A 26,973-nucleotide genomic window follows, 5' to 3' on the forward strand; every position below is an offset into this window, starting at 1 on the left:
GCATGGGGAACAGTAATGTTAAATGTTCCGGCTTCATGGTTACCCCGGTTTATCCCCATATGCATGGGGAACAGGTCATTTTTTTCTCTTAAAAGAGATCATCGGTCGGTTTATCCCCATATGCATGGGGAACAGTAGGCAAATGATAAAAAAAGAAGGTCTAAACGCGGTTTATCCCCATATGCATGGGGAACAGAGTTTGAATGCGAGTCCCATTTCATCACAACACGGTTTATCCCCATATGCATGGGGAACAGACGTCATATTCTGCAGCCGTTTGGCATTTTTACGGTTTATCCCCATATGCATGGGGAACAGCTGACCGTTATGGCAAACGAATCTTATGAAAGCGGTTTATCCCCATATGCATGGGGAACAGTCAACAGTGATAGACATTGATTCCCTGAAAAAACGGTTTATCCCCATATGCATGGGGAACAGAAAACCAGCCAACCCGTGTTCATGAAATAGCACGGTTTATCCCCATATGCATGGGGAACAGTCTAGTTGTATCTTTATGTTTTTAAATAATTTTTTTGACAGAAAAAATTCTACCACATTTTCTCCTTAAAAATCTTATTTTATCAAATATAAAAATATATGTTTTTCAACATGTTAAAAAATACAAAACTCAAGCCATTTCAATCTACCGAAATTCCCTGAACGAAACATTTTTGCTACTTTGCTACAAGTATCATCTCTAGCTCCCAACAATTATAAGGAATCACTTTCCTGTACGATAATTTGCCCTTCAAAGCATATTGGCTGAATTTTCCCCCTAATATCATCTTTGTAAAAATGATTGGGGACTCCGGTGTTACCCAAGCTGTCGATAGCAGCACCGCTCCCGCTAATTTGCGTGATAACCACTGCAACTGCTCCTCTTCATGGATAAGCGGTATTCGGCAACATTTGATCTTACCGTTACGATCACGGCGCTGTTGTCCGTCTTTAATAGTCTTAACCGGATTAGCCCTTAGCTTAAAGCGTAGTTTAGCGCCATTGGGAATAGACCATTGAATGAGTTTACTCACCATCACCTGAGCCGCCTCCACTGACGAAGGTGCCTGTGCTGATTGCAATAAAGCTTCCGCACCGCGACCAAAGTGCTGCACCTCAATCCGAAAGAGAAAATCACGTGTATCATTAGGACGGTTGGGAAAAAGTTGCCACAAAGCCCGATGCAGTTGATAGGGGTCTTTCGCCCATCGCCAGTCGATCCAGACTTTGCTCAAGAACATAGCGAATCTCCCTGAATAACAAACCAATCATGCGTCGAAAATTAACGTTGCAAGGCAACAATAGGCTCATCCCGGGTACGTAAAGGACGCTCTTTTGGATTGATGGCCTCTTCACTATAAATAGTTCCTCTGTCACCAAATTGATTTAACGCCAATAGGGGATTGTCTGCCTCACATTGCCCCAAATAGAGTGGATGACTTAATGGGCAGCTGCGTCTTCCCAAATAGGGGTAAACCAAGGTTTCTGTACTGCGGCAACTAAGTTCGCTAATTTGTAATGACTGTTAGGTACACACCAAACGGCTACGGTAAAATGGGCATCACAGAGGTATTCACGCCAGGTTTGGATGGTGGCATGACTTTTCAGACTAACATAATCTACTCTGGCATCCTTAATGGTGTGATAGTCCGTAATTTTGCTCAACTTCACAGATTTATCATCCAATTTATGCTCATCACAGCACACCGCGAAACGTACACTGTCAGACAAAGCCAGAAGTGCATCTTTGTCATTTCGGCGTATCCCCAGACATGCCCCAAGCAATCCCAGTAAACCGCTGCGCGTGGGAAAATTAGCGGTGGGGCGTGTGCCTTCAAATGTGGGATGCCCCCAAAACTGCATCGGGCCAGAAAGGCGTAATATGAGATAAGATGCCATATTTAGCCCTCACCGTTACTACGGATCCAGTTTTTCAGCTCTTCCAACCCAGCTAACCAAAGAATAAGGTCTTTAAGGGGATCGCACAACGCGGAAAAACTTCAATGGGTTGGTTCTACGGTTTCAAGTTACATTTGGTCGTCAATCATCAGGGTGAAATTCTGGCGCTTAAAGTGACTGTCGGTAATGTAGATGATCGGGAACCAGTTCGCCAATTAACAACAGAATTAACGGGTTCTCTGTATGGTGACAGTAAGAATACCTCTGTCAGATGCTATAGACCTAAGCTCTTTTTAATCTATTCTTCTGATGTATGGCGTTTTTTCTGTTTCCTGACCCGTACGGCGATTGACCGAAATCGTGTCCTCCCTTTGATCTGTCGGTGACAAGAATACGTCATAAGAGGGTTCTCCTCACGGTACGCGTGACTCAAGAAGGGCCTGACGGCTTGTCTCTTTACTGTCCTGTCCGGGGTATCTGTCAGGAGAAACCAGCGTATTCTCTGACAGAGACTTTATCCTATGGCTGGAATTCAACAAGGCGTCATCGGTGGTGTTGATACCCATAAAGACCTACACGTTGCAGCGGTCGTTGATCATCATAATTGTGTTGTAGGGTGTGAATCTTTTCCGGCAACTCGAAAGGGATATTGCCAAATGTTATCCTGGATGAAGTCATTTGGAACACTAATCCGGATAGGTATTGAATATACGGGTTCATATGGTGCAGGTTTATTACGCTATTTTCAAATGGAAGGTATTGAAGTCCTTGAGGTGACTGCCCCTGATAGAATGGAACGCAGAAAGCGGGGGAAAAGTGACACGATTGATGCTGAATGTGCAGCTCATGCGGCATTTTCATTCATTCGTACCGTCATGCCTAAAACGAGGGACGGTATGGTTGAATCTCTTCGCGTTTTGAAAGCCTGCCGAAAAACAGCCATCGCGGCCCGGCGCGTTGCACTGCAAATGCTTCAGATGACTATCGTCTCTGCGCCTGAAGAATTACGGGCGCAGATCAGAAACCTCACCCGAATGCAACTGATACGCACTCTCGCCACCGCCAAACCCGATATGACCCGGTATCGTCATGTTGAGGATGCCTACCGTATTTCACTGAAATCACTGGCGCGACGCTATCTGGAATTACAGGATGAAATTAGCGATTTGGATATCATGATTGCCGCTATTGTGGATGATCTTGCACCCGACCTGATTAAATGCAAAGCGGTAGGATATGAATGTGCTTCTCAACTTCTTATCACCGCATGGGATAACCCAGAACGCTTCCGTTCAGAATCAAGTTTTGCTGCATTATGTAGGGTAAGTCCAGTACCGGCGTCTTCAGGAAAGAATCAGCGTTACCGTCTTAACCGGGGAGGTAATCGTGCAGCGAACAGCGCGCTTCATATCATCGCCATTGGCAGGCTACGTACAGATGCCAGGACACAGGAATATGTCGCTAGACGGGTTGGAGAAGGTCATTCAAAACTGGAAGCCATACGTTGCTTGAAACGCTATATATCCAGAGAGATATTTACCTTATTGCGTAACCAGAATCGGCAGATCAACAGCAGGCAAATAACAACTTGACACTTAGAAGGGCACCAAAGGTTATCTCAGTCATTTTGATCTTAATGATCAATTGATTGAACGCAAGGTTCGCAATAAACCACAGGAATAACCTGCCTCAGTTTGTGATCTACTTCGTGAAAATAATAAATTTTTATACGAAGCCTTGAGATTGAAATAGCTGCTAAATTTGACCATTTTTAGATCTCATGGTTTTTTTGCTTTAAATGACGATAAAACACACAAAAAGAAATAAAGATAAGTAAAATTCAAAAGAAAATAGACATCGCAAGATGTCTATTTTTTTATCTAAAATCAGCCAATTAACTTCATTTCCTTTCTACTCCAATATTTCCTTATCAGATACTTACACCCTGCCCATCATCAGAATTGCCATTTAAAACCGACATTCATACTATTATCCTGATGGCTGCTGGACAGCAATCCGCTATAACCAAGAGTGAATGAGACGTTGCTACTTGTGCTTATCTCTGCATTAGCTTTCAACACTACACCATCACGGGAAACCGGAACACTGCGGGTCACGAACGTCGTGTTGCTGCCACGGAATGACAAGCCTGTTGCTCGTTCCGACTCACCATATTGATGCTGCCAACCTAGCTCCCCATTCAGAGCAATCGAAGAACCCCATGAAGTCTGCCAGCTATGATTGGCACGCAACCCCAATGTGGAGAGTGTCGCTTCGGTATGTTGACTGTTACCACGAAGCGCTGCGGCAACACCGTTTTCGTTAATCCCTTCATTGCGGAAGTTAATGTAAGCCAAATTAATGAATGGCTCCAAATTCACAGTGCCTGCCGGTAGATGGTAAGCAAGCTCCGCAGACAACTGCGATGTACGCCCACTGTATTTTGCATTCTCACTATCACGCTGGCTGCCATAGTTGATAGAGCGGGTGGTATCAATACGGTGCCATGTGAATCCGCCATTGGTGCGCAAAGCAAAATCACCAAACTGACGGTCACCATAAAGAGCGAGGTGATAGTTATTGCTGTCAGCAGTAGCGCTGTTACCGCCATCAAGAGAAATACGGGTGTAACCAGTGGCAATCCCAAGACGACTGTATTCGTCAACAAGGGCATCCACGCCAAGGAATACGCCGTAATTGGAAGCCTGATAGCCGCTCGCATTTTCTGTACCAGAAGCGTGGTTCCATGCACTAAGCAATCGAACCCATGCACCGTTATCATCTCCATAAATATCAGGCGATGATGAACGGCCTCCGGCCTGACTTAAACGAGAGTTTAAGGTATCGCGTAAATAACGGCTGTCATTCACCAACAGGGAAGCTACATCGGCGTGGATCTGCCCATCAAGCTGACGAAACGCATATCGGGCTTGCCCTTTAGAGTCGCTAGCCAAGATACTTTCGTAGACAGGATTGCCTGCACCGAGGGTATCAGCGGCAGCCGCCACAGCTCGCTCATTTTGTGTCTTGGCAACATCCGCAAAAGCGGTATCATTGCGTCCGACATGGAGGAAGACTTTGCTAGGCTGATAGGACAATCTAGTGCCAAGGAAGAGATAATTCGAGACGACATTATCAAAGCGGCCGTTGATATTTTGCTTCGTATTAAAAATATTGTATTGCTGACCAGCTAGGCCTTGTACTTCTTTAAAGGAAAGTAAATTCCCCGTATTTTCAAGAGAAACGCTAACCTTGCCGCCATTGAGCTGGGCACTTTTTTCAACCTGAATGCTGTCACTGCGTCCATCGACGGCGATTTCAACAGCGTAATGAGAACCCGGTTCAAAAGTAATTTTGTCAGCAACTTTAAGTGTGCCAATAGAGTTACCCGGAGCAACAGTACCACCACTTTGTACATTAAGCGCCCCAACCGTACCATTCCCACCAAGAACACCACTTTCCATTACCGAAACAGTGGAAGAGACACTGCCATTGACATTCAACAATCCCTGTTTGACCAATGTTGGACCAGAATAAGTATTTTGACCACTGAGGATCAGCGCACCTCTGCCTTGTTTAGTCAGTCCGCCATGACCGCTGATATCGTTGCTCCATAGATCCAGAGCACACTGAGCGGTATCACAGGCACGCTCAGTCGGTCTGCCCTTATCAAGCACAGCACCAATACCCGGAATATCAGCAATAAGCTGACCGTTGCCGTAGGCCACACCATCAGGATCTGGGATGCGGAATTTTTCAGGAATATCTTCTGCGGTATAGAACATACCGGGGCCATTTATCGCTTTACCGAGGTTAATTAATCCCCAGCCGTAAATCTCATCAATCCCCTTTTCTCCCATATCAGTCGCCGTAGTAAGCAGCACAGAAGACACTTGAGCTCCGGTCATATATGGGAAACGCTCCATTAATACCGCAATACTACCACCAACATGTGGTGCGGCCATCGAAGTACCACTGTAATGAGCATATCCAGCAGTCACGTTATCCACTTTTCCGCCAATGACTGAGCTATAAATCTGACTACCGGGCGCACTGACACAAAAACTGGCAGTATAGCCACAGCGTGAGGAAAAATTGCTGATGGAATAAGGCTCACTATTGATACTATTCGGATCTTTTTGCACACTGGCGACTGTCAGCCAATTTGGTGCAATATCTGGCACAAACCAAGCCAGACCAGCGATGGCATCCGGATTACTGTAATTTTTACTATTACCCGCGGCAAAAATCGTCACAATACCACTGCGGGCAGCATCAATTGCCCCCTGATATGCACCACCAGGTTTTGTACCCAAAAGTGGCTTGATTTCATCAAACTGCTTTTGAGCCTCTGCTAAGGTAAAGTGAGCTGCGTTCGGATTGCTTCCGCCATTCTCAAGCTTCTTATCAATACCAATCCCCCAGCTGTTGTTAATGATACGAGCGCCATTATCTATTAGTGCATGCCAACCAGCTTGGTAAACGCCACCATCATTGCCTAAGATGATGCCATCTTCAGGGCCGGGATCACCGTTATCTGCACTGAGTATTTGGGCGTTATAGGCCACACCATGCATTTTTTTGCCATCTCGGCTACCCGCTGCAATACCTGCAACATGGACACCATGATTTCCTAACTTGCCGTATCCATCTACGGACGGTGCTCCACCATAATTAAATGAATCGCCTTTTTTCACCTTAATATAGGGATCGGTATATTCACGTATCCCAGAGGTAACTAAGTTGATGACCTTATTTTTCCCCACAAACTCAGGATGTTTGGCATAAACGACCTGATCGAATATCCCCAGCTTGATCCCTTTACCGGTATAACCTCTAGCATAGGCTTCATCAGCGTGAATAGCACCAAGCCCCCATTCAGCCAAAAACTCACTGGAACGCCAGCTGGTAGGATCGCCGGGCCGCCCTTTTTCAATATAATTTTCCGCATAAGCTCCAAAGCTGGCTGCTGCCAGATAACAAGCTATGACGTGGTAAAGCACTCGTGGCTGGATTTTGACCGATAAACGCGTGGCAGTCAGGGAGCCTCGAGGTATTCTGTATCGCTTATTCATCTTAGTTACCATCCATTGTTGATTTGCAAAAATACCAGTTCTTATGTTTTTTATTGTGTAGGCGGGTTGAAACCATCACCTGCATCACCTAAGCACACCATAAAATGACACATTTAATTAATGTAAATCTAATGATTTTTTAATAAAAAAATAACAAAAAGTATTATTTTGAAAAATTGGAGTGGTACTTTTTATGTTGCAGCGTGATGGCGTGATATTGATACCACGCCGTGATTTGTTTAACTGTGGGATACTTTTGCTAATGATCGTAGACGGGCTTCCTTCCCATTAGCTATCACTTTGCTTATGTTCTCTTTCTAAAGGTTTTTTTTCTGAAAGGTTTGTTTCTGATAATGCTGTGCTGCTACTCAGCGTAGAATGGCGCAAAGGTTTTATTACTGTTGCAAGCAACAGGCAGGTAAGCGCAGCAAAAGTGCCAAACGAAAAGACGGTCATTATAGGAGACAACAAACGTCCCATAAAACCCAGTCCCAACGCTCCCAAAGAGTCACCAGTAACATCTTGTGCTGTGACAAAACTGTTTACTCGCCCCAATAAATGATCCGGTGTATGGCTCTGAACAAGGGTAAATTGCAGTAAGGACGCAAACGCATTCAAATATCCATAACAAACCAGAACAAGTAATGCCAGAACGATATTTGTGACGACTCCCAGTAGGGATAACGTGATAAAGGAGCACAGCGCACATACAACAAGCAGAACTCCGGATCGTGAGCTTCGCCCTATCCATCCGCTGGTGAAAGCCCCTAACATGGCTCCCAAAGGAACGGCGGAATACATCAACCCAGTTGCTGACGACCCTTGGTGATATACTTCCTGAGACAATGCAGGAAACAGAATGCGAACCGCTCCTGCAACACTGAGCAGCATCCCCACCAGTATGACACTACCCACAATTTTATGCTGACAAACAAATTTCACCCCGCTTACCAATGCACTGAGCGGGTGCTCTTTATTGCTTAGCTGAGGCTTCATTTCAGGTAGCCTCATTAGGGGTAATAATGTGGCTAATGTACCGATTGCTGCAACGGCAAAGTTCCATCCTGGCCCACCAGCAACAATAATAATGCCTGCCAATGCCGGTGAAATAATGGCACCTATGCGAACAGTAATCATGCTCAAGGCACCTGCGGCGGCCAGATTTTCCCGCCCTACTAAATTGGGGATTGCCGCCATTAACGCCGTCATCCCCAACGCACCAAAAAAGCCATCCCAGATAGAAAGGAAATAGAGTATATACAGTGATGGCGAGTCTAAAAATGCATTAAAGCTTAATGCCACAAAACCGATGCCACAGGTGCCACGGGCAAACAAAATGAGTTTACGCCGATCATAACGGTCAGCCAGGATTCCCCCCAGAATTAGTCCGATAAACATACCGACGCCATCCAGTGCGACCACGATCCCCACCTGTAAGGTAGAACCCGTCAGAAACTGCATCTGGACAGGGACACCAACCGTCAACATTCCCAATGCAAAGACAGATAACATGCGGGCAATAAAGATAGCTCGGAAATGCGCATTATTTCTGAGCAAACTAAAATCCAAAAAGAGTGATGAACTGGCCATAATGCTCCGTACGATGCGATGGCGTTAAACGCGATAAAGTTAATTTCGGTCTTGTTTCAATAGGTTATTCTTTTCAACAGACTATTCTTTTCAACAGACTATTCTTTTTAACAGACTATTCTTTTTAACAGACTATTCAGCAGTGGTCCCCACTGTTTCAATGAAACGGGAGAAAGGATATCGGCATGTTCACAATCTTGCCGATAGACCTTTAAATGGCGAATCCAGGGAGCCCATGTCCCTTCGACATCCAAATCAGAAGGCAACGTCCGTTCAGCCACAAATAACGCTGCTTCGCCATCATATTTCTGATTAACGGCAGATAATAAACTGCGAACAGCATCTTGATAGTTAGCGACAATATCCTCGAACATTGCCTGTTTTTCCTGACGCAGTTGCGGATCGCGCTCATCTTCTGTCGTCGCCATAAACTCCGCCTGTTCACGGGCAATTTCCTGTTTGACTTCCTCTTCGCTTAACCCTCCCCAATCCTGCCCCTCCGGAGGATAAGCATCCAATAATCCCAAGAAAGCAACTTCCTCTCCTTCTTGCCGTAAACGAATGGCCATTCCCTGAGCCAACATTCCACCCAGAGAATAGCCCAGCAAGTAATAAGGCCCATGAGGTTGAATATTTCGCAAGGTCGCCAAATGACGTATGCACATTGCGTCAAGGCTATGACATTCAGCAATCACGCCACGGGGACGAGGGGATTGTAACCCGATAATCGGAAAATCCCCCTCCAGATAATGTAACAATCCACTGTATTGCCAAGAAAAACCTGATGCGGGATGCACACAAAACAACGCGGGCCCAGAACCTTCCCTTAATGGTAAAACCTCTCCCATCCCACTGTTTTCAGCCAAACTTTGCTTCTGTTCCTCCGCGAGTTCATCAATTGCTCGTTCACCAATCATTTGTTTACCAATCAATAGCGCACTCAATTTTTCTACACTTCGTGCGACTATGATGTTGCCAACTGAAACAGGGTAATTAAAGCGTCGGTGTATTTCGGCTGCCAGACGCATTGCCAGCAACGAATGCCCACCCAGAGCAAAGAAATCATCATCAGCCCAAACAATTTCACACTCTAAAATTTCGGCGAATAACTTAGCTAACTGACTTTCCAAACCAGCCTGCGGTAACCGGCCTGTCGTTAATTTGTCTGGCAGCGGCAGTGCCTTACGGTTCAATTTTCCATTTGCACTCAGCGGGAAATTTTCCTGTATCACATAGCTGACAGGCAGCATATAAGCAGGTAATTGTTTCATCATCGTTTGTTGTAGTTCGGCAATATCCAATGTCACACCTGATTGAGGAATCAACCAAGCAATTAGCTGGCGCGCATCGACATTTCCCATTACCTGACCTGATTTACCCAGCTCACGTGCAGCAACCGCCGCCTGAGCTACTCCGGGTTGTGCCAGTAAAACTTGTTCAATTTCACCCAGTTCAATACGCTGACCACGTATTTTTAATTGCTCATCACTGCGCCCCAGATATTCGACTTCACCATTTTCTGACCAGCATGCAATATCTCCCGTTCGGTACATCCGTTCGCCAGATGCAAATGGATCAGCCACAAAGCGGCTGGCTGTCAGATCGGGTCGGTTCAGGTAGTTTGTCGCCAGCTGAATACCGCTGAGGTAGAGATCACCTGCCACCCCAATGGGAACAGGACGTAACCAAGGATCTAAAATACACAATCGGGTATTCCATACCGGACAACCAATAGGAACACCAGAGCTACTGCAACGCGCCAATGCCTCGCCAAACGCCGGTTGCCATGTCACATCCACCGCCGCTTCTGTTGGCCCATAAAGGTTATGCAAAGGTGCTGATATCAATGTCTGATAGCGATGTGCCAGTTCACATGACAAGGCTTCACCACTACAGAAAACACGTCTCAGGCTGTGGCAGAACGGCGCCTCTTGTTCTCGTAACGCTAATGAATCAATTAAAGTTGCCAGCATTGATGGCACAAAATGCAATGTCGTGACACGGTAATCATCAATAAGTTGGAGAAGCGCTGCGGGATCGCGATGTGCCTCTGGTGGTGCCATCACTAATTGGGCACCTGTCATTAAAGGCCAGAAAAACTCCCATACAGAGACATCAAAACTACATGGTGTTTTCTGCAATACCACATCATTCCCCGTCAATTGGTAGGCTTCCTGCATCCACAATAAACGGTTAACAATAGCTTGGTGGCTCACCATAACCCCTTTGGGTTTTCCTGTAGAGCCAGAGGTATAGATAATGTACGCCGTATGTTCAGGAGACACATTGGCGGCAGGATGGACAGGCTGCTGTGTTCCATTCGCCAGCTGATCCAGTAACAATCCATTTAGCAACAACAAAGGCGCCTGATTGGCAAAACGTGCCCGATGTTCACTTTCCGTAATTACTAATCGAGGTTGGGCATCTTCCAGCATGATGGTCAAGCGTTCATCAGGATAGCCGGTATCAAGAGGCAACCATGCAGCACCCGCTTCCAGAATCGCCTGTAACGCCAGACTCAGCCGAACCGAACGTGATAATGCAACGCCAACAATGTCCCCTGTTTGCACTCCCGCTTCAATTAGACGATCAACTAACAAGCGAGTTTGGAGACGCATTTGCCGGTAAGTCAGACGATGATGGCAATCCAACAATGCCAAATCGTCAGGCGTTTTTCTTGCCTGTTCAATAACCGCCTGATGGAGTGTTACAGAAGGGATATCATGATAAGTGCTATTGATTTCTTCAATGAATGCGATTTCATCAACCGATTGCAGAACCCACTCGCGCAGTGCAATCTCAGGTTGTTCAATTAATTGTCGGATCAAAAGTAATATGCGCTGTGCCAAACGCTCAGGCTGTTTAACACTTTCACGATATTCCATCAATAAACGCAGACGCTGACCCGGCAGCACCAGTAATGTCAAAGGATAATGGGTATAACCTCGGTTATTGATGCTCTGGCAGGTAATGTTTTGGATCTCTTCTTGGTTCCGCTTCACTTCAGGGTAATTTTCGACCACCAGCAAAGTATCAAAAAGCGTGCCAGTACCGGCAATTTGCTGGATTTCACCCAGACCTATATTGTCATGTTCAATCAATTGGATCTGCTGTGCCTGTAGTTTTTCTAGTTGTGGCAATAGAGGTTGTGCCATATCCAGAATAATCCGAACCGGTAAGGTGTTACTAAACAGCCCAACATGCTGGCCTAGCCCGTCAGTCTGCCCGAATCGCCCTGAGACCGGGGAGCCAAAAACAACATCAGGCGAGCCGCTGTGGATACTCAATAGCAAAGACCAAATGCCTTGCATCAGAGTGTTCAGGGTTAAACCACGTTGCTGGCACAAACTGATTAACTGCTGCTCCATCGCTGGTTCGAGTAATATTTCAAGCTCCTTAACCTCACCAGTATGGTGTTGTTCACCGAACAAACATGTTGGTTGAACATCTTTCAATACCTGTTGCCAACATTGGCGGGCTGGCCCGGTCTCACGCGCCAATAATTGCCGGACCACATCTTGATAACTTATTTCAGTTCCGTTTATTTTAAATTCATGCAAGGCTTGCTCATCTTGATTCAGTAATATCAAAAGGTCTTGCACCAGAATAGGTGTTGACCAACCATCAACGATCAGATGATGGGCATTCAGTAATATTGTATGGCGTGAACTGTTACCGTGGCGAACCAGCAATGCATGTAACATCGCCATTGGCTGCTGAAAGAGATCTCGCGCCAGTTCTGTTTTTTCCAGTTCCCGTAACGCCATCTCCTCCTCTTCCGCCGTTAATTCAGGCAGTTGATGGAAATCGAGTGTCCAATAATCTTTATCATCAGAGATGATCGGTATTAATTGCAGCGGAGAAGTATATTGCTCAGTATCAAATTTCGCAGCAAGCTGAGGATGATGCCGGACTAAAACTGACAACGCCTGACGTAATTCAGCAACAGTCAATGACCCGAACAGGGAAAGGCGTGTCAATGAATTATAACTGCCATGCTCGGTGGCTGTTTGTGCGTGGAATAATAATCCTTGTTGCAGTGGTAGCAACGGTAATACCACAGATAATGGGCCATAATGCTCGGTCAACTGAGTGAGATCGTTCTCCTCAAAATCTGCCAGCCCCGTTTCTGCGGCAACTAACGTGGCCATAGCCTGCAAGGGCTGCTGTCTGGCGAACTGAATTAAGCGATCAGCCACCCATACCATACCGTGATGTAATTCTGCGATATCTTGATGGCTAAAAATACCATCAACCCATTGCCAGTTAATGACTAATTGTGGAGTATGTCCCTGCTCATCAACGAATAGGTTGATTTCCAAACTATGGTTCAGGGACATTTCAGGATCTTGATAAACAGCAAACGCATCCCGGAAAAGATTTTTAGTCCGTTGAGGCGCCCATAAATTATCTGCCTCGACAAAACGCCCCAGATAATTAAATAAGATCTCCGGCGTTTCTTGCGTTGCCAGTATTTCCCGTCCCGTTTGGTCTAGATAGCGCAGCAAACCATAACCTATCCCACGATCGGGCACTGCCCGCAAAACACTTTTCACCGCCCTGACCATCTCTGCTGGCTGGTATTCTCCTGTTTGTGGCAGACCTACCACTATCGGGTATTCAGCGGTCAACCAACCAACAGTCCGAGCCAAATCGCCCTTTTCGTCTAATTCAACGCGACCATGAGATTCTAGCTGGAAGCGTAACTGACTGACGTTAAAATGGCGATAACAAGCCATTGCCAATATGGTTAATAAAACTTCTTCAATATTCGCGTGATATTGTTTGGGTAATATTCCCAATAAAGCGGCTGTTTGCTCACCGCTCAATAATGTTCGTGCCGTACAGGCGTTTATTTGACGATCCCGGTGTACATCCAACGGACGCAGCCCTAATAGAGATGTTTTTTTATTCAACATTCGCTGCCAAAAAGGCAATTCGGCTACACGTTGTGGCAAATTTTGGCGTAGATAATCGTTCCAATCGTGCAAAGAATACTCTTCCGCTGGTAAAGTCATAATTTTGCCATTTATAGTTTTGCCATTTATTGCAGCTTCAACTCCCTGACGTAATTCATCCAATAATATTCGCCACGAAACACCATCTGTTGCCAAATGATGAATAATAAATACCAATCCCTTAGACACACCGCCATTGCCATCGCCTCCCTGTTGTAATAAACAAGCGTGGAATAGCTGACCATTTGTGGGTTCCAGACACATAACCGCATCGTGGAAGGCTTGCTCTGCACAGGTTTCAATATCTTCGCAATTTTGCCGTATGCTGCAATACGTTGCCTCAAATACAGAAATCGGCTCATTGGTAAACTCACCGACTATAAGCTGGCCATCACGGGTAAACGCGCGCAGTACAGGATGTGCTTGCACTAAAGCAATCAATGCCTGCGATAAATGTTGCGGCTGTAGTTCTGCCGGGACACGAATAAATACACCATGAGCGAAACGGGTATTAATCCCATGAGATTCAGCAAACCAATGTAAAATAGGCAGGCTATCGATCGCCCCTTTCTGAATGCGCTTAGGACTCTGTTTTGCAATGGTAACAGGCGTCATTTTCAACGACATCCGTGCAGGTGTACGCTCACTGAAAATATCCCGTGGACGTAACTGCCAACCAAGACGGCGTAATTGCGTTCCCAGCGCCATCGCAGAAATACTGTCGCCCCCCAGCACAAAAAAATCATCATCTGCACTGACCTCTGACACAGCTAATAGGCTGGAGAATGCTTTACAAATGGATTTTTCCTGCTTACTTTCCGCTTTTCTGCCTACTGGCAATTGAAATTGCTGTGGTTTGGGCAATGCGCTGCGGTCGATTTTGCCATTGATTGAGATAGGTAAGGCTTCCAACACCATTAAGAAAGCAGGAACCATATAATCAGGCAGTTTCTTTGCCAGTTCAGCTAACAATAAAACCGAGATATTCGCTAAAGCGCGCCGTTGCCCATCTGGGACAACACAATACCCCACCAGCCGATATGTTGCGCCGATAGGCTCAGCAATTACTACCGCAGAACTGACCTCCGGCAAATCAACCAGCGCATTTTCTACTTCACCTAACTCAACGCGGAAACCACGCACTTTAACCTGATGATCCACCCGACCAATAAATGCAAGCAGTCCATCAGACCGCCAGCGCATAAGATCACCAGTGCGATACATCACCTCACCATGACGGAACGGATTAGCAACAAAGCGTGTTGCCGTCATTCCCGGACGATGTAAATAACCACGGGCGATACCCACTCCAGAGAGATACAGTTCTCCCACTGCACCAATTGGCACGGGTTGTAAGTAACTATCTAAAAGCCAGATATCGGTATTGGCAACCGGACGCCCAATCACAGGCTGATCGGCCATTTGAATGCTGGCACCCAACGTATCAATGGTATATTCGGAAGGGCCATAATAGTTGTGGATATCAATTTGCGACTGCTGTTTAAGTAACTCCCATAACCGTGGTGTGGCAGCTTCGCCACCGATCATAATACACGCAGGCTGGTGATTACCTTTTTCCAACAATCCACTATCGATAAGTTGGGTCAAGAAAGAAGGCGTAATATCCATGATATCAATCGGCAGCAGATTCATCTGCTGTACCACGCCCCATGCATCCCGTCTCAGTTCCTCATCAAAAATATAGAGTTCACTGCCTAAGATCATACAAAACAGGGGTTCCCAAGAGGAATCAAAGGAGAAAGATGCAGTGTGTCCCGCACGTGCCCTTCGGTTATGTCGCTGATAAAAATTCTCGATGACAGGCCCAAACAAATGCGTTGCGTGGGAGGTTAACAAATTCAGTAATCCGCCATGTGTGCTCATAACACCTTTTGGCTTACCTGTAGATCCCGATGTATAGATTATATAAGCCAAATGCTCACCGCACAGTTTTTCGCGTCGTTCTTCGTCTGTGACAGGTAACGAAGATAAACCGGAACACTGCGCTACTATCTGCTGATCATCCAGACAAATGATCTTGGGTACTTCGGGCATTTGTGCCAACGTATTCAAGTGAGTGATCAGCAAGGCGGGCTGAACATCGTCACACATTAACTGCAAACGTTCCGGCGGATAATCGAGATCAAGGGGAATGTAAGCAGCACCACTAGCCAATACTCCCAGAATCGCAATAATTGAATCCACTGAACGAGGGATACCAATAGCAACCACATCCTCAGCCCCAATTCCCTGTGACAATAAGAAACGTGCAAGCTGCACCACTTTTGTCATCAATTGGTGGTAACTAAGCTGTTCATTGCGACAACGTATAGCAATGGCATCAGGCTGCCGCCCGACCTGCTGCAAAAAGATATCCAGCACAGAAACACTGTTTATAGAAACACCAGTTATAGAAACACCAGTTACAGGCGCTTGGATTCTTGGCCCACAAGACCATTCATCAAGCCGTTGTTGTTCCTGTGGTGGAATAAGTGGGGCGAGCGCAATAGGCTGTTGCGGCTGCGTCAGTAATTGATTCAACAAATAACTGATCCGTTCACCATGCCACTGTAAAGTTTGCTCACTATACTTTTTACGATTCGCGATCAGCACTAGCTGGAGCTGATCATCGTAACAACACAATTCAAACTCTAAATCATCCACTGGTCCCATAGCGAGCGTATGTGTTTTGATGGGTTTACCATCTATTTTCAACGTCTCGTTATAGATTTTGTAATTGAAAACAGGGCCATAAAGCGCATTTTTACTACCTGATAACCCCAGATCGCAACGCAGTTGCTCGGCTTCATACCGCTGGTAACGGCGGACTTGCTTCATTTCATCCACAAACGCTTTCGCTACCCCTGCAAGGGTCATACTCTCTTTCAGGTTTATTTGCAGCGGCAAGAGATTGACTACAGGTCCCATTGCACAAAGCGCCTGAGATCCCAGACGCCGCATAAAAGGAAAACCAATTGACAAATGTTTTTCTCCGCTCATGCGATAGAAATAGATGCAGAGTGCAGCCATCACAATTTCAGTCGGCGGGAATTGCCGTAATAAATTATCCTCACTTAATGGGGCAAATTGAGAAAGTGGGAAATAGCAATGGTGATGTAAAGGTAAGGTCGTTCCTGTATTCACAATTTCTTCAGTGGAAAGTGAAACAGAAGCACCGCGCTCACGGGTATGTTGTTGCCAGAATTCGGCTGCCTTTGCTTTTGCCGGAGACTGTTCCCACTCCTGATACTCTTGAACGACCAGATCGAATGAACAGAAAGGATTTTCAGTGGGCTGCCTGCCAGTGTTTAACGCGTTATAGATATCAATAATACGCCGTGTCAGTGCTTCAAAACTAAAACCATCAAGCATAAGATGGTGAAAACGCTGATACCAGAACCATCGTTCAGGTTGAGCACCGACTTTCATAATTACCTGCCGGTAAAGTGAGCGTTCCCCGTCAGCGGGCAATTCAGCGGCTAGATCTGCCTGCATTAATACCTGTGACGTGCTTTCCCCCCGCTCGTGGGTAAAATCGAACCACTCAGGGGCAACAACTTGTTGTGCATGACAGAAAGCAGGGATTTGCTGTACAGCTTCCCCCTGTTCATTAATAAAATAACGCGCATGAACGGTATCGGCCTCAGCCAAACCTTGGCGGATAGCCACATCAAATAAGGAACGCTCCAGCTCTCCATTGATTTCAATATAATGCGCAATGGTAAACACATTGCGATGACTGGCAAGTTGGTCAGCCATCCAGATTCCGGGCTGAGCAGCCACAAGCGGCAACGTCAGATTGACTGATTTAATTTCAGAAAGTTGCAATACATTCGGCACGTTTGATTTCCTTGCTTATCTACTCTACAGACTAAACCATCGGCATTATCAATTTGATTTATCTATGTTTTATTTATCTATGTTTTATGCGGATGTGTTTTATGCAGACTGGCCGGGCGCATATCCACCCAGTGCTCTTCTATGTATGCGATACAAGTCGCCCGTGAATCCGGGCCAATAATCTGCTTCCAACCAGCAGGATGGTCAGCAAAATCTGGCCAAAGGCTATATTGCTGTTGATCGTTTATCAGTACATAAAAATTAGCTTCATCATCATCAAAAGGGTTCTTTTGTTGCAAATTCATCATTGGTTCTCATCATATTTGGGACTTCAATAATCGGTTTACCGCATCATTTTTCAGCCAGTAACCAACTCAGGCCATCAATTAATCCTCCGCGCCAGCACAGCACATCATGCCCACCATTAAACACACGATAATTCACGTTGTGCCCTGCCTCCTGTAATGCGGCATACATTTGCTCATTCACAAAATGGATATCTGCTTCGCGGGAACCCGCCTCCTGAAAGATTTTCAATGACGAAGGAATAACTTTTTGCTCAAGCAGTTGCTGGGTCAGCCAGCCGGGCTTATGTTCTGCGGGTGATATAAACTGCCGAACAATTTTGCTGTCAGGCCACCAAAAAGAACCCGATTGCGTGAGAACACAACCAAAACGTTGCGGCCAATGAAGTGCGGCATACAGTGCCGCCAATCCACCATAACTTTGCCCTGCGATAACAGTTTGTTCAGGATCATCACTGAAAGCGGCATGCTGTGCGACAAGCGGCAAGAGTTCATCCTGAATCGCTTGCCAAAAATCAGGGTTGCAGGGAAGCTCCCGCTCTCGATGAGGCATATCAATAACATCAATCAAAAGCCAAACAGCCCCCGGTATCTGCCGTTTTTCAGTGGCTGCATCAATCACCGGAAAAATCGGTATTCTCTCTACCCAATTCAATCCATCCAAGAGAATGATGAGAGGACGGGGGTTCGCGTTTTCTTTCTCCGTTTCTTCACCACTGGAATAAAGCCAAACATGCCTTTGGTTGTTGAGCCGCTCACTATTCCAATGCAAAAGCAAAGGCTCTCGTTTATCTGCCTGCCCAATATGATTTGGGTTTATCCCATCAATCAATGCCCATGCAGTCTGTTCAGGTGCTTTAGGCATATGAATTGCCGATAAAGGCAAACCAAGCCCATTATGGTGATGGCTTTGCAGATTCAGGGGATCTGGAACGGACAATGGAAAGAGTGAAATCCACCATTCACGTTGTTGTTGATTGCGCTGTTTGATTTCATCGGAAAATTTGGGGGGGAGATATGCATCAGTGACAGGTATAAATCGATAACTTCCTCTCCAATCATCTTCAAGGTTCACTGACCAATACCAGATATCTGTTTCAGGCAATCGTTGCAAACTTTGCGGATCTGGACAATGGTGATTAGTAATGCCATTGATATCGATATAGATTTTCAGAAAATTTGAGTTTTGTTCATTCCCGTAAGGATCTCGCCAGAAGAAGGTTGTTTGAACTTGCTGGTTCCTCATAACTTCTATGATCGGAGTTCCCAAAGTAGCAATATGTTCCCACCATGATTCACTACCAACATTAGGGGCAGATAATAAATTATCTACCGTACCTGATGGCTGAAATACTAACTTCATCCCCTTCTCCCCTGCAAAAACATCCGCTCATAAATGACATATGCATTTGATACACCACGCCTGATACATCGCACCCATAACGCCCATTAAAAGAAATGATTATCATTAACCAATGATATTGATAATGATTTTCGTTTGCAATATTATTCAATTTATTTTATTAATCTTAATCACTGGCTAACAGAGTTAATGGAGCATTATCAGGAAATGTGGCAGGAGGCCTTCACTATTCAGCTTAGCCAGAATGGTGTCGCCTTATTTATCTAACTGATTTTTAAGTTTTTATTTTGAAAATATCTATATTGAGAGATGAAATCCATGGTACTGCCTATCAAGAACAATGCATCGAAAGCCGCAAAAAGAATGACGGTAAACTATAACTATAATAAATTATTCTTAATGTTTACTTCTGCCCTACTGATATCTCCATATGCCTCAGCAAACAATGGGACTGACAATAACAACGAATACACCGTAACTGTCACAAGTGCAATTAAAGGGAATTCTGAAAAAAACTTTGTAGAATCAGACAGTGCCGCAGGCACCAAAAGTCTCACTCCTCTTATCAAAACGCCCCAGTCAATCAGCGTCATTAATCGCACACAAATGGAAGCGCAAGGTGTAGCAACTGTTGCTGACTCTCTGAATTATTCAAGTGGTGTGGTGACTAATTATCGCGGCTCTTCCAACCGCAATGACGAAGTGATTACCCGCGGTTTCCGTTATGCGCCTAAGTTCCTTGATGGCTTGAGTTATGGTAATCAGATCGATCCTTGGTTATTGGAACGGGTGGAGTTGGTGCACGGGCCAGCATCTGTGCTATACGGTCAGGTCAGCCCCGGCGGCTTGATTAATATGACCAGCAAAAGGCCAACTGCCCAGCCCATCCACAAGGTACAGATGAAAGCGGGCAATCAGAGCCTTGGTGAATTGGCTTTTGATTTCGGTGGGGCACTGGGTGATGATATCCCCGTTCTCTATCGTTTAAATGGCATACTCAGCACCCAAAAACAGTTCGTCAAAGACTATAAAAAAGAGCGGATTGCCATCGCCCCTGCGCTGACATGGATCCCCAACAATAATACGACCTTTACGTTACTGACCAGCTATCAGTACGATCCCAAGGCAGGATACCGCAACTTCTACCCTAAAGTCGGCACAGTAACGCCTGCCCCCAATGTGGGTTATATTCCCTACGATATGAATCTCAGTGATCCTTCTTTTAATCAGGCCAGACGGGAGCAGGGATCTATCGGCTACATGATTGAACACGACATTAATGATGTCTTTTCTTTCCAGCAAAATCTGCGCTATTCAAGGTCAAATGAGCGTTATAAACTTTTCGTTTATGTATCGGATATAAAAGACCAACCAACTAGTATCCAACGCCGCCCACAGAAGGAATACAGTGAAGCACAGACATTCACCATGGATAATCATCTGAAAGCACAATTCTCAACCAGTAACATTGATCACAGCGTCACCAGTGGAATCGATTACAAGTGGGCGGATAACCACAACAAAAGATGGCAAAAGAATGGTGATCAATACAAATTCGATTGGTCAAATCCAGCCAGAAGTGTTCCCGTTGATGAAAAAGAGCTATCCCTTGCTTTAAACGATAAAAAGAAACTCCACCAGTTAGGCGTTTACGTACAAGACCAACTCAGTTGGGAGAACTGGAATTTAGTCCTGTCGGGGCGTTATGACTGGACTGAAACCAAGCAACAAAATATCATCAGCAACACATCAACAACCCAGAAAGACCGTGCTTTTACAGGGCGTGCGGGATTATTGTATGCCTTTGATAACGGTATTTCGCCTTATATCAGTTACAGCACCTCCTTTGAACCTAATCTGTCTCAAGGAGCGCCGGGAACACCTGCCTTCAAACCAACAACAGGTGAACAAACTGAAATAGGCATCAAATTCCAGCCAAAAGATCACAATACCCTGTTAACCCTTTCTCTGTTCGATATCACCCAGAAAAACGTGACCAGCCGTAACCCGGTCACCCGCTTTAGCGAACAAATTGGCAAAATTGGCTCAAAAGGGGCAGAAGCCGAAATTCATTCCAAAATCACGCCAGAAATCAATATGATAGCCAGCTATACTTATACAGATACCAAAACCAAAAATGATAACAATGCCTCACGAGTCGGCAAAAGAATGCCTTCAATTCCTGAACATGCAGCTTCTGCATGGGGGAGTTACAGCTTTACACAAACGGCGCTGAAAGGATTTACATTAGGCGCCGGCGTACGTTATACCGGTTCCACTTCCGGTGATTATGCAGAAACATTCCACGTAAAACCCTACACCCTCTATGACCTGATGGCGAAATACGATCTTGGTGAAGCCTCCCCTCAGCTCAAGGGTGCCAATATACAACTGAATGTGAATAACCTGACCAACAAATATTACGTTGCTTCATGTTCAAATACAGAAGCTTGTTTCTATGGCAGCGGGCGCAGCATTGTTGCCATGATGGAATATAGTTGGTAAAGCAAAATTTATTGATTTCAGTGGCAAAAAGCAAAATCTTTCTGCCACTGTGAATTGCTTCCATCAAGGCACATTTACACTTATTGGAATGATATGTATTGGAGTACTTTTATGTTTCAAGCGCCACAAGCCATAAAACTGAATAATAGCCAATCTATTATTTAAAAATAATAGGGAAACATCGTGCTTAATTTAACAACTGAATATCACACATCCGAATTACTGGGCTTTAGTTGTGATGATTTTGTGTTCTTATCCTCAAATAAAAGCCTGCATGCACAAGGATGTTTTACCAAAATAACAACGCCTGCCAATCATCATGATGATATTGGCAATTTATTAAGTGGCAATTCATTAAGTGGTAACTCATTAAGTGACAATCTGTCTCAATTATTCCATCAGGCTGAACAGGCGGGAATTAAAAACCCCATTGCAGTAGGGGCAATTCCTTTTGATAAACAACAACCGTCTGCTCTCTATATACCTTATGAACACCGTTGGTTAGAACGGGAAACCTTACATTTTTCCGCTCTGTCCCCCATGTCACGGTTGCAATTGCAGCAGAGCCATTTATGGCCGGAAAAAGAAGAGTTTTGCCAGATGGTCTTTCAGGCAGTTGATGCCATACATCATGGTCTGCTTGATAAGGTCGTCCTTTCGCGCCTACTGGATATTGAATTTGATCGGAAGCCTGACACTATCCGGCTTTTTATGCAGCTTAATGCCCAAAACCCTTATAGCTACAACTTTCATCTTCCGCTAGAGAACAGCACTTTAATTGGTGCCAGCCCGGAACTTCTACTACGTAAACAGGGCAATACCATTATTTCTCAACCACTGGCTGGTTCGTCACGCAGAAGCCGCAATATCGTAGAAGATAACGCCTTACGCCAATCGCTGCTGCATTCAGCTAAAGATCAGCATGAACATCAATTAGTAATTAATGCGATACGAACCGCACTCACTGAACATTGTACTGAACTGATGATCCCTGATTCGCCTTCAATATTCAGTACTCCTTTACTCTGGCACCTCGCCACAGAAATACGCAGCGAATTATGCAACAAACATGCAGATTCCCTTTCAATTGCCAGTTTACTCCATCCAACACCAGCGCTTTGTGGAGCCCCAAGAGAACAAGCATACGAACTCATCGCTCAACTCGAACCTTTCAAACGAAACTATTTTGGCGGCATTGTCGGTTGGTGTGATGCCAAGGGTAATGGCGAATGGGTTGTTACTATTCGCTGTGGAGAAGTATTCGAAAACCATATTCGGCTCTTTGCCGGAGCGGGCATCGTTGCTGACTCCCAACCCAATGCCGAATGGCAAGAAACCGGAGTGAAACTTGGCACCATGCTACAAGCACTAGGATTATCTGAGAGTAAGGAACGTGTGTTATGAGTATTGAATTTAATCGCTGGCCTGAAGCATTGTCACAGCGTTATCGTCAACGTGGCTACTGGCTGGACCTTCCCCTTTGCGACATACTCAGTCGTCAGGCTGACAACGAAAATATCGCGCTGGTTTGCTCAAATCATCAATCCGCTAATCATCAATACAGCTATCAACAATATATCTATCAACAATATAGCTATCGTCAGCTCAATCAGCTGGCGGATAATCTTGCGGCTTCCCTCAAGCACCGTGGTGTCCGGCATGGGCAAACCGCATTGGTGCAGCTAGGCAATATCGCGGAATTTTATATCACCTTTTTTGCTTTACTGCGTTTGGGCGTGGTTCCCGCCAATGCGCTGTTCAGCCACCAGCGTAGTGAGCTATTGGCTTATGCCGAGCAAATTAAACCCTCACTCTTGATTGCAGACCGTAGCCATTCACTATTTTCTGATGATGTTTTTATTCACGAACTGCATACCCGCAACTCTTCACTGACAAATATATTTCTGCGGGGAGATAACCTCAGCCCAATAGATTTAACCGCATTATCTGATGAAAAAACAGACAATTTTATCGCTACACCCACGCCAGCGAACGAAGTGGCTTTTTTCCAGCTATCGGGTGGCAGTACAGGTATCCCCAAGCTGATCCCCCGAACTCACAATGATTACTACTACAGTATTCGTGCCAGCGTTGATATCTGCCATTTCAATGGGCAAACACGCTATTTGTGCGCCCTCCCTGCCGCACATAATTATCCGATGAGTTCACCGGGAGCATTAGGGGTTTTTTATGCAGGGGGACAGGTGATTATGGCTAATGATCCCAGTCCATCAAGTTGCTTCCCTTTGATTGAACAGCATCGGATTAATGTTACTGCTTTAGTACCTCCTGCGGTAAGCCTGTGGCTGGAAGCCATCGCACTGACAGGGGATAAATCACCCATTGAAAGCCTGGCGTTATTGCAGGTAGGAGGTGCTCGCCTGAGTGAATCACTGGCACGGAGGATACCTTCAGAACTGGGTTGCCAATTACAACAGATATTTGGCATGGCTGAAGGGTTGGTTAACTACACACGTTTAGATGATGACGAACAAACCATTTTCACTACACAGGGCCGTCCGATTAGTGATGATGATGAAGTGTGGGTCTCCGACTCTCTGGGTAACCCACTACCACATGACACTCCTGGCCTGCTGATGACTCGTGGGCCTTATACTTTCCGTGGATACTACCAAAGTCATCTATATAACAGCCAAGTGTTTGATGAAAATGGTTTTTACTGTTCGGGTGATTTAGTTATTCAAACAGAGAAAGGTTATCTAAAAGTTGTCGGTAGGGAAAAAGATCAAATTAATCGTGGGGGCGAAAAGATTGCGGCAGAGGAAATAGAGAATTTACTGTTACGCCATCCACTCGTGCTGCATGTCGCATTGATCGCTATTCCTGATTCACTGATGGGCGAAAAAAGTTGCGCCTATGTCGTTACCCGCGAAGAGGTAAAGTCAGCCATATTGCGGCGCTTTTTACGTGAGCAAGGTATCGCTGATTACAAACTTCCCGACCGTTTTGAAAACGTTCCGTCCCTTCCTATGACGCCTGTCGGAAAAATTGATAAACAGAAATTACGCCAAATCGCACGCAGCACATTCATTCATGCCGCCCCCTAACGTATCACAGAGGTATAAAATGAGTATTCCAACACTTAATGATTATCTTCTCCCCACCACTCAAGAATTACCAACCAATAAAGTGAATTGGTCACTTGATGGCAAGCGTGCCGTGCTACTCATTCATGACATGCAAAATTATTTCCTCAATTTTTGGCAGGCTGACAGCCCGCTGGTGAAGCAGGTTATCAATAATATTGCGCGCCTAAAAACCATATGTAAAAAGCAGGGAATACCGGTTTTTTACACAGCCCAGCCCAATCATCAGAGCAATGGAGACCGAGGATTGCTGAATGATATGTGGGGAGCGGGATTAAATCAGTATCCTGAACAGCAAAGCATTACTGAAGCATTGACGCCTGAAAGTGATGACACTGTATTAACCAAATGGCATTATAGTGCCTTTCAACGCTCAGATTTGGAGCAACAACTGAAAGTTATGGGGCGTGATCAATTAATCATCTGCGGTATTTATGCGCATATTGGTTGCATGACAACAGCCACAGATGCCTTTATGCGTGATATCCAACCTTTTTTTATCGCTGATGCACTGGCAGATTTCAGCCACGATGAGCACATCATGGCATTACGTTATATTGCCGGTCGCTGTGGTCGTGTACTGACAACAGAAACACTGCTTAATGAACTATCCCCGCAACCTGTTCAACCTGAATGGACGCGTGAACGTCTCCGAGCTGAAATTTTACCTCTATTGGATGATGATTGCGGTGATATTGATGATCATGAAAATATGCTGGATTACGGTCTCGACTCGGTGAACATCATGTCACTGGCGGCACGCTGGCGCTATGAGAGTCATCATCAGATCGATTTTATCTCACTAATGAAAACCCCAACATTAGCAAACTGGCTCATTCTGCTGACTGGTAAACCAGAGTCCAAACAATGAACATAACTTTTGATTTCAGCGGTAAACATGTTTGGGTCACAGGGGCAGGACGTGGCATCGGCTATCACATTGCCAGTCGATTCAGTCAGGCCGGAGCGAATGTCATCGGATTGGATCTGGCATTTCCCGATCCTGATTTGCCTTTTACTGCCTATAAGTTAGATGTCAGTGACCATATCTCCGTGAGTCGGCTCTGCCGGGAATTACTCACAGCAGAACCTCACTTAGATGTGCTGGTCAATGGTGCTGGCATCCTGCGCACAGGACGTACAGAAACCCTGAGCTGGGAAGATTGGCAACAATGTTTCAACGTCAATGCCGGCGGAGCGTTTAACCTATTTCAAGCCGTGATCCCGCAATTTCAACGACAACACAGTGGAAATATTGTTTCTATTTGCTCGAACTCCGCTCATGTTCCAAGAGTTGAAATGTCTGCTTATGGTGCTTCTAAAGCTGCCATGCGCAGCTTGTGTCAGAGTGTCGGGCTTGAATTGGCTCCCTACGGTGTGCGCTGTAATCTGGTTTCTCCCGGTTCAACGGATACGCCAATGTTACATGCCATGTGGAGAAATGATATGCGGCAAAGCGCGGCATCCAGACAAAGCATGATTGATGGCTTTCCTGACAAGTTTAAGGTAGGTATTCCTTTGAAAAAAATTGCCTTGCCGGAGGAAATTGCAGATGCGGTTCTTTTCCTTGCTTCTGATCTCGCCAGTCATATCACCATGCAGGATATTGTCGTTGATGGTGGTGCAACTTTGGGTAGCTGAGCTGAAAAATCACCATTAAATATTACCCAAACGAAAATATATCCTAGTTATTAATTAACCTAAATTCAGGTTATACTGCCGCTCTTTTTATCCTTTTTGTAACTTATAGAACACACAATGGAACGTTTTTTTGAAAATATGATGTACGCCTCTCGTTGGCTACTTGCACCAGTTTATTTCGGCTTATCATTGGCATTACTTGCTCTTGCGGGAACTTTCTTCCATGAAATCTATACCATAGCCATGACTCTATTAGGCAAGTATATTGATTCTCACGGTAAAATTGTAGAAATGACCGAAGCTCTCCTAATCCTGAAACTGCTTTCTCTGATAGATATGGCTATGGTTGGTGGGTTGGTGGTCATGGTGATGTTTTCTGGCTACGAAAACTTTGTCTCACGTCTGGATATCGACGCACACAAAGAAAAACTGAGTTGGTTGGGGACAATGGATGCCTCTTCACTCAAGAGTAAAGTTGCAGCCTCAATTGTCGCTATTTCTTCCATTCACTTGCTGCGTATCTTTATGGAAGCCCAGTCATTGCCAGACAATAAACTTATGTGGTATGTCATTATTCACCTCACCTTCGTTTTATCTGCATTTATAATGGGATACCTTGATAAAATTACCCGCAATCATCACTAAGTGATCAATCAAATTAACAAGCATCTCCTGACGCCAATTGAATTC

13 protein-coding genes, 2 pseudogenes and 1 CRISPR repeat array (1 of these 16 cut by a window edge) are annotated in these 26,973 nt (G+C 45.3%); of the genes and pseudogenes, 8 read left to right on the forward strand and 7 right to left on the reverse strand.

Annotated features, from left to right (window positions below; translation table 11 throughout):
• Positions 1-502: direct repeats of the CRISPR family, unit length 29 nt; unit sequence CGGTTTATCCCCATATGCATGGGGAACAG; it begins 384 nt to the left of the window's first position.
• 175 nt (positions 503-677) lie between these two features.
• Both cas6e and cas5e read right to left on the reverse strand, forming a co-directional pair.
• Positions 678-1,241, reverse strand: coding sequence for a type I-E CRISPR-associated protein Cas6/Cse3/CasE (gene cas6e, locus PSI23_RS07970; RefSeq protein ID WP_273554592.1), 564 nt, complete (start codon positions 1,239-1,241; stop codon positions 678-680).
• Between the two features lie 41 nt (positions 1,242-1,282).
• Positions 1,283-1,899: pseudogene (gene cas5e / locus PSI23_RS07975) on the reverse strand (type I-E CRISPR-associated protein Cas5/CasD).
• A 56-nt stretch (positions 1,900-1,955) separates the two neighbouring features.
• Between cas5e and PSI23_RS07980 the strand changes: the two are divergent.
• Positions 1,956-2,150 (forward strand): annotated as a pseudogene (locus PSI23_RS07980) (transposase); the annotation flags it as partial.
• 270 nt (positions 2,151-2,420) lie between these two features.
• Positions 2,421-3,491 (forward strand): IS110 family RNA-guided transposase, encoded by a 1,071-nt coding sequence (locus PSI23_RS07985; protein WP_273554593.1) that lies wholly within the window; start codon positions 2,421-2,423, stop codon positions 3,489-3,491.
• 363 nt (positions 3,492-3,854) lie between these two features.
• On the opposite strand, the gene PSI23_RS07990 is transcribed toward PSI23_RS07985, so the two are convergent.
• The 5 genes from PSI23_RS07990 to fes form a co-directional block, all read right to left on the reverse strand.
• On the reverse strand, positions 3,855-6,974 hold the full coding sequence (locus PSI23_RS07990) for an autotransporter domain-containing protein (RefSeq protein WP_273554594.1): 3,120 nt from the start codon (positions 6,972-6,974) through the stop codon (positions 3,855-3,857).
• A 288-nt stretch (positions 6,975-7,262) separates the two neighbouring features.
• The gene (gene entS / locus PSI23_RS07995; protein ID WP_273554595.1) at positions 7,263-8,564 is read right to left on the reverse strand and encodes an enterobactin transporter EntS; all 1,302 of its coding nucleotides are present in this window, start codon (positions 8,562-8,564) and stop codon (positions 7,263-7,265) included.
• A 107-nt stretch (positions 8,565-8,671) separates the two neighbouring features.
• The gene (locus PSI23_RS08000; RefSeq protein ID WP_273554596.1) at positions 8,672-17,362 is read right to left on the reverse strand and encodes a non-ribosomal peptide synthetase; all 8,691 of its coding nucleotides are present in this window, start codon (positions 17,360-17,362) and stop codon (positions 8,672-8,674) included.
• 77 nt (positions 17,363-17,439) lie between these two features.
• Positions 17,440-17,667 carry an MbtH family protein gene (locus tag PSI23_RS08005; protein ID WP_273554648.1) on the reverse strand — a complete coding sequence of 76 codons (228 nt, stop codon included), beginning with the start codon at positions 17,665-17,667 and terminating at the stop codon, positions 17,440-17,442.
• Positions 17,668-17,713: 46 nt separating this feature from the next.
• Complete coding sequence (fes, locus tag PSI23_RS08010) at positions 17,714-19,030, reverse strand: enterochelin esterase (RefSeq protein WP_273554597.1); 1,317 nt, start codon at positions 19,028-19,030, stop codon at positions 17,714-17,716.
• 318 nt (positions 19,031-19,348) lie between these two features.
• Between fes and PSI23_RS08015 the strand changes: the two genes are divergently transcribed.
• From PSI23_RS08015 to PSI23_RS08040, 6 genes are all read left to right on the forward strand, one after another.
• A complete protein-coding gene (locus PSI23_RS08015) occupies positions 19,349-21,535 on the forward strand; it encodes a TonB-dependent siderophore receptor (protein WP_273554598.1) in 2,187 nt (728 codons plus the stop codon).
• Between the two features lie 183 nt (positions 21,536-21,718).
• Positions 21,719-22,939: an isochorismate synthase gene (locus tag PSI23_RS08020; protein WP_273554599.1), complete on the forward strand. Its 1,221-nt coding sequence runs from the start codon at positions 21,719-21,721 to the stop codon at positions 22,937-22,939.
• A complete protein-coding gene (locus tag PSI23_RS08025; RefSeq protein WP_273554600.1) occupies positions 22,936-24,603 on the forward strand; it encodes a (2,3-dihydroxybenzoyl)adenylate synthase in 1,668 nt (555 codons plus the stop codon). The genes PSI23_RS08020 and PSI23_RS08025 overlap by 4 nt, the downstream gene beginning before the upstream one ends.
• Positions 24,604-24,622: 19 nt before the next feature.
• Positions 24,623-25,513: an isochorismatase family protein gene (locus PSI23_RS08030; protein WP_273554601.1), complete on the forward strand. Its 891-nt coding sequence runs from the start codon at positions 24,623-24,625 to the stop codon at positions 25,511-25,513.
• Positions 25,510-26,283 carry a 2,3-dihydro-2,3-dihydroxybenzoate dehydrogenase gene (dhbA, locus tag PSI23_RS08035; RefSeq protein WP_273554602.1) on the forward strand — a complete coding sequence of 258 codons (774 nt, stop codon included), beginning with the start codon at positions 25,510-25,512 and terminating at the stop codon, positions 26,281-26,283. The genes PSI23_RS08030 and dhbA overlap by 4 nt, the downstream gene beginning before the upstream one ends.
• A 117-nt stretch (positions 26,284-26,400) precedes the next feature.
• Complete coding sequence (locus PSI23_RS08040) at positions 26,401-26,928, forward strand: TIGR00645 family protein (RefSeq protein WP_273554603.1); 528 nt, start codon at positions 26,401-26,403, stop codon at positions 26,926-26,928.
• Positions 26,929-26,973: the final 45 nt, after the last annotated feature.

The organism is Xenorhabdus yunnanensis (assembly GCF_028598805.1).
Lineage (GTDB): Bacteria > Pseudomonadota > Gammaproteobacteria > Enterobacterales > Enterobacteriaceae > Xenorhabdus > Xenorhabdus yunnanensis.

Bases quoted from the DNA above. Each gene is read 5' to 3' on its own strand.
- PSI23_RS07990 (WP_273554594.1), bottom strand. From the start codon at position 6,974: ATGAATAAGCGATACAGAATACCTCGAGGCTCCCTGACTGCCACGCGT.
- PSI23_RS07985 (WP_273554593.1), top strand. From the start codon at position 2,421: ATGGCTGGAATTCAACAAGGCGTCATCGGTGGTGTTGATACCCATAAA.
- entS (WP_273554595.1), bottom strand. From the start codon at position 8,564: ATGGCCAGTTCATCACTCTTTTTGGATTTTAGTTTGCTCAGAAATAAT.
- PSI23_RS08030 (WP_273554601.1), top strand. From the start codon at position 24,623: ATGAGTATTCCAACACTTAATGATTATCTTCTCCCCACCACTCAAGAA.
- PSI23_RS08015 (WP_273554598.1), top strand. From the start codon at position 19,349: ATGGTACTGCCTATCAAGAACAATGCATCGAAAGCCGCAAAAAGAATG.
- PSI23_RS08040 (WP_273554603.1), top strand. From the start codon at position 26,401: ATGGAACGTTTTTTTGAAAATATGATGTACGCCTCTCGTTGGCTACTT.
- cas6e (WP_273554592.1), bottom strand. From the start codon at position 1,241: ATGTTCTTGAGCAAAGTCTGGATCGACTGGCGATGGGCGAAAGACCCC.
- dhbA (WP_273554602.1), top strand. From the start codon at position 25,510: ATGAACATAACTTTTGATTTCAGCGGTAAACATGTTTGGGTCACAGGG.
- PSI23_RS08005 (WP_273554648.1), bottom strand. From the start codon at position 17,667: ATGAATTTGCAACAAAAGAACCCTTTTGATGATGATGAAGCTAATTTT.
- PSI23_RS08025 (WP_273554600.1), top strand. From the start codon at position 22,936: ATGAGTATTGAATTTAATCGCTGGCCTGAAGCATTGTCACAGCGTTAT.
- fes (WP_273554597.1), bottom strand. From the start codon at position 19,030: ATGAAGTTAGTATTTCAGCCATCAGGTACGGTAGATAATTTATTATCT.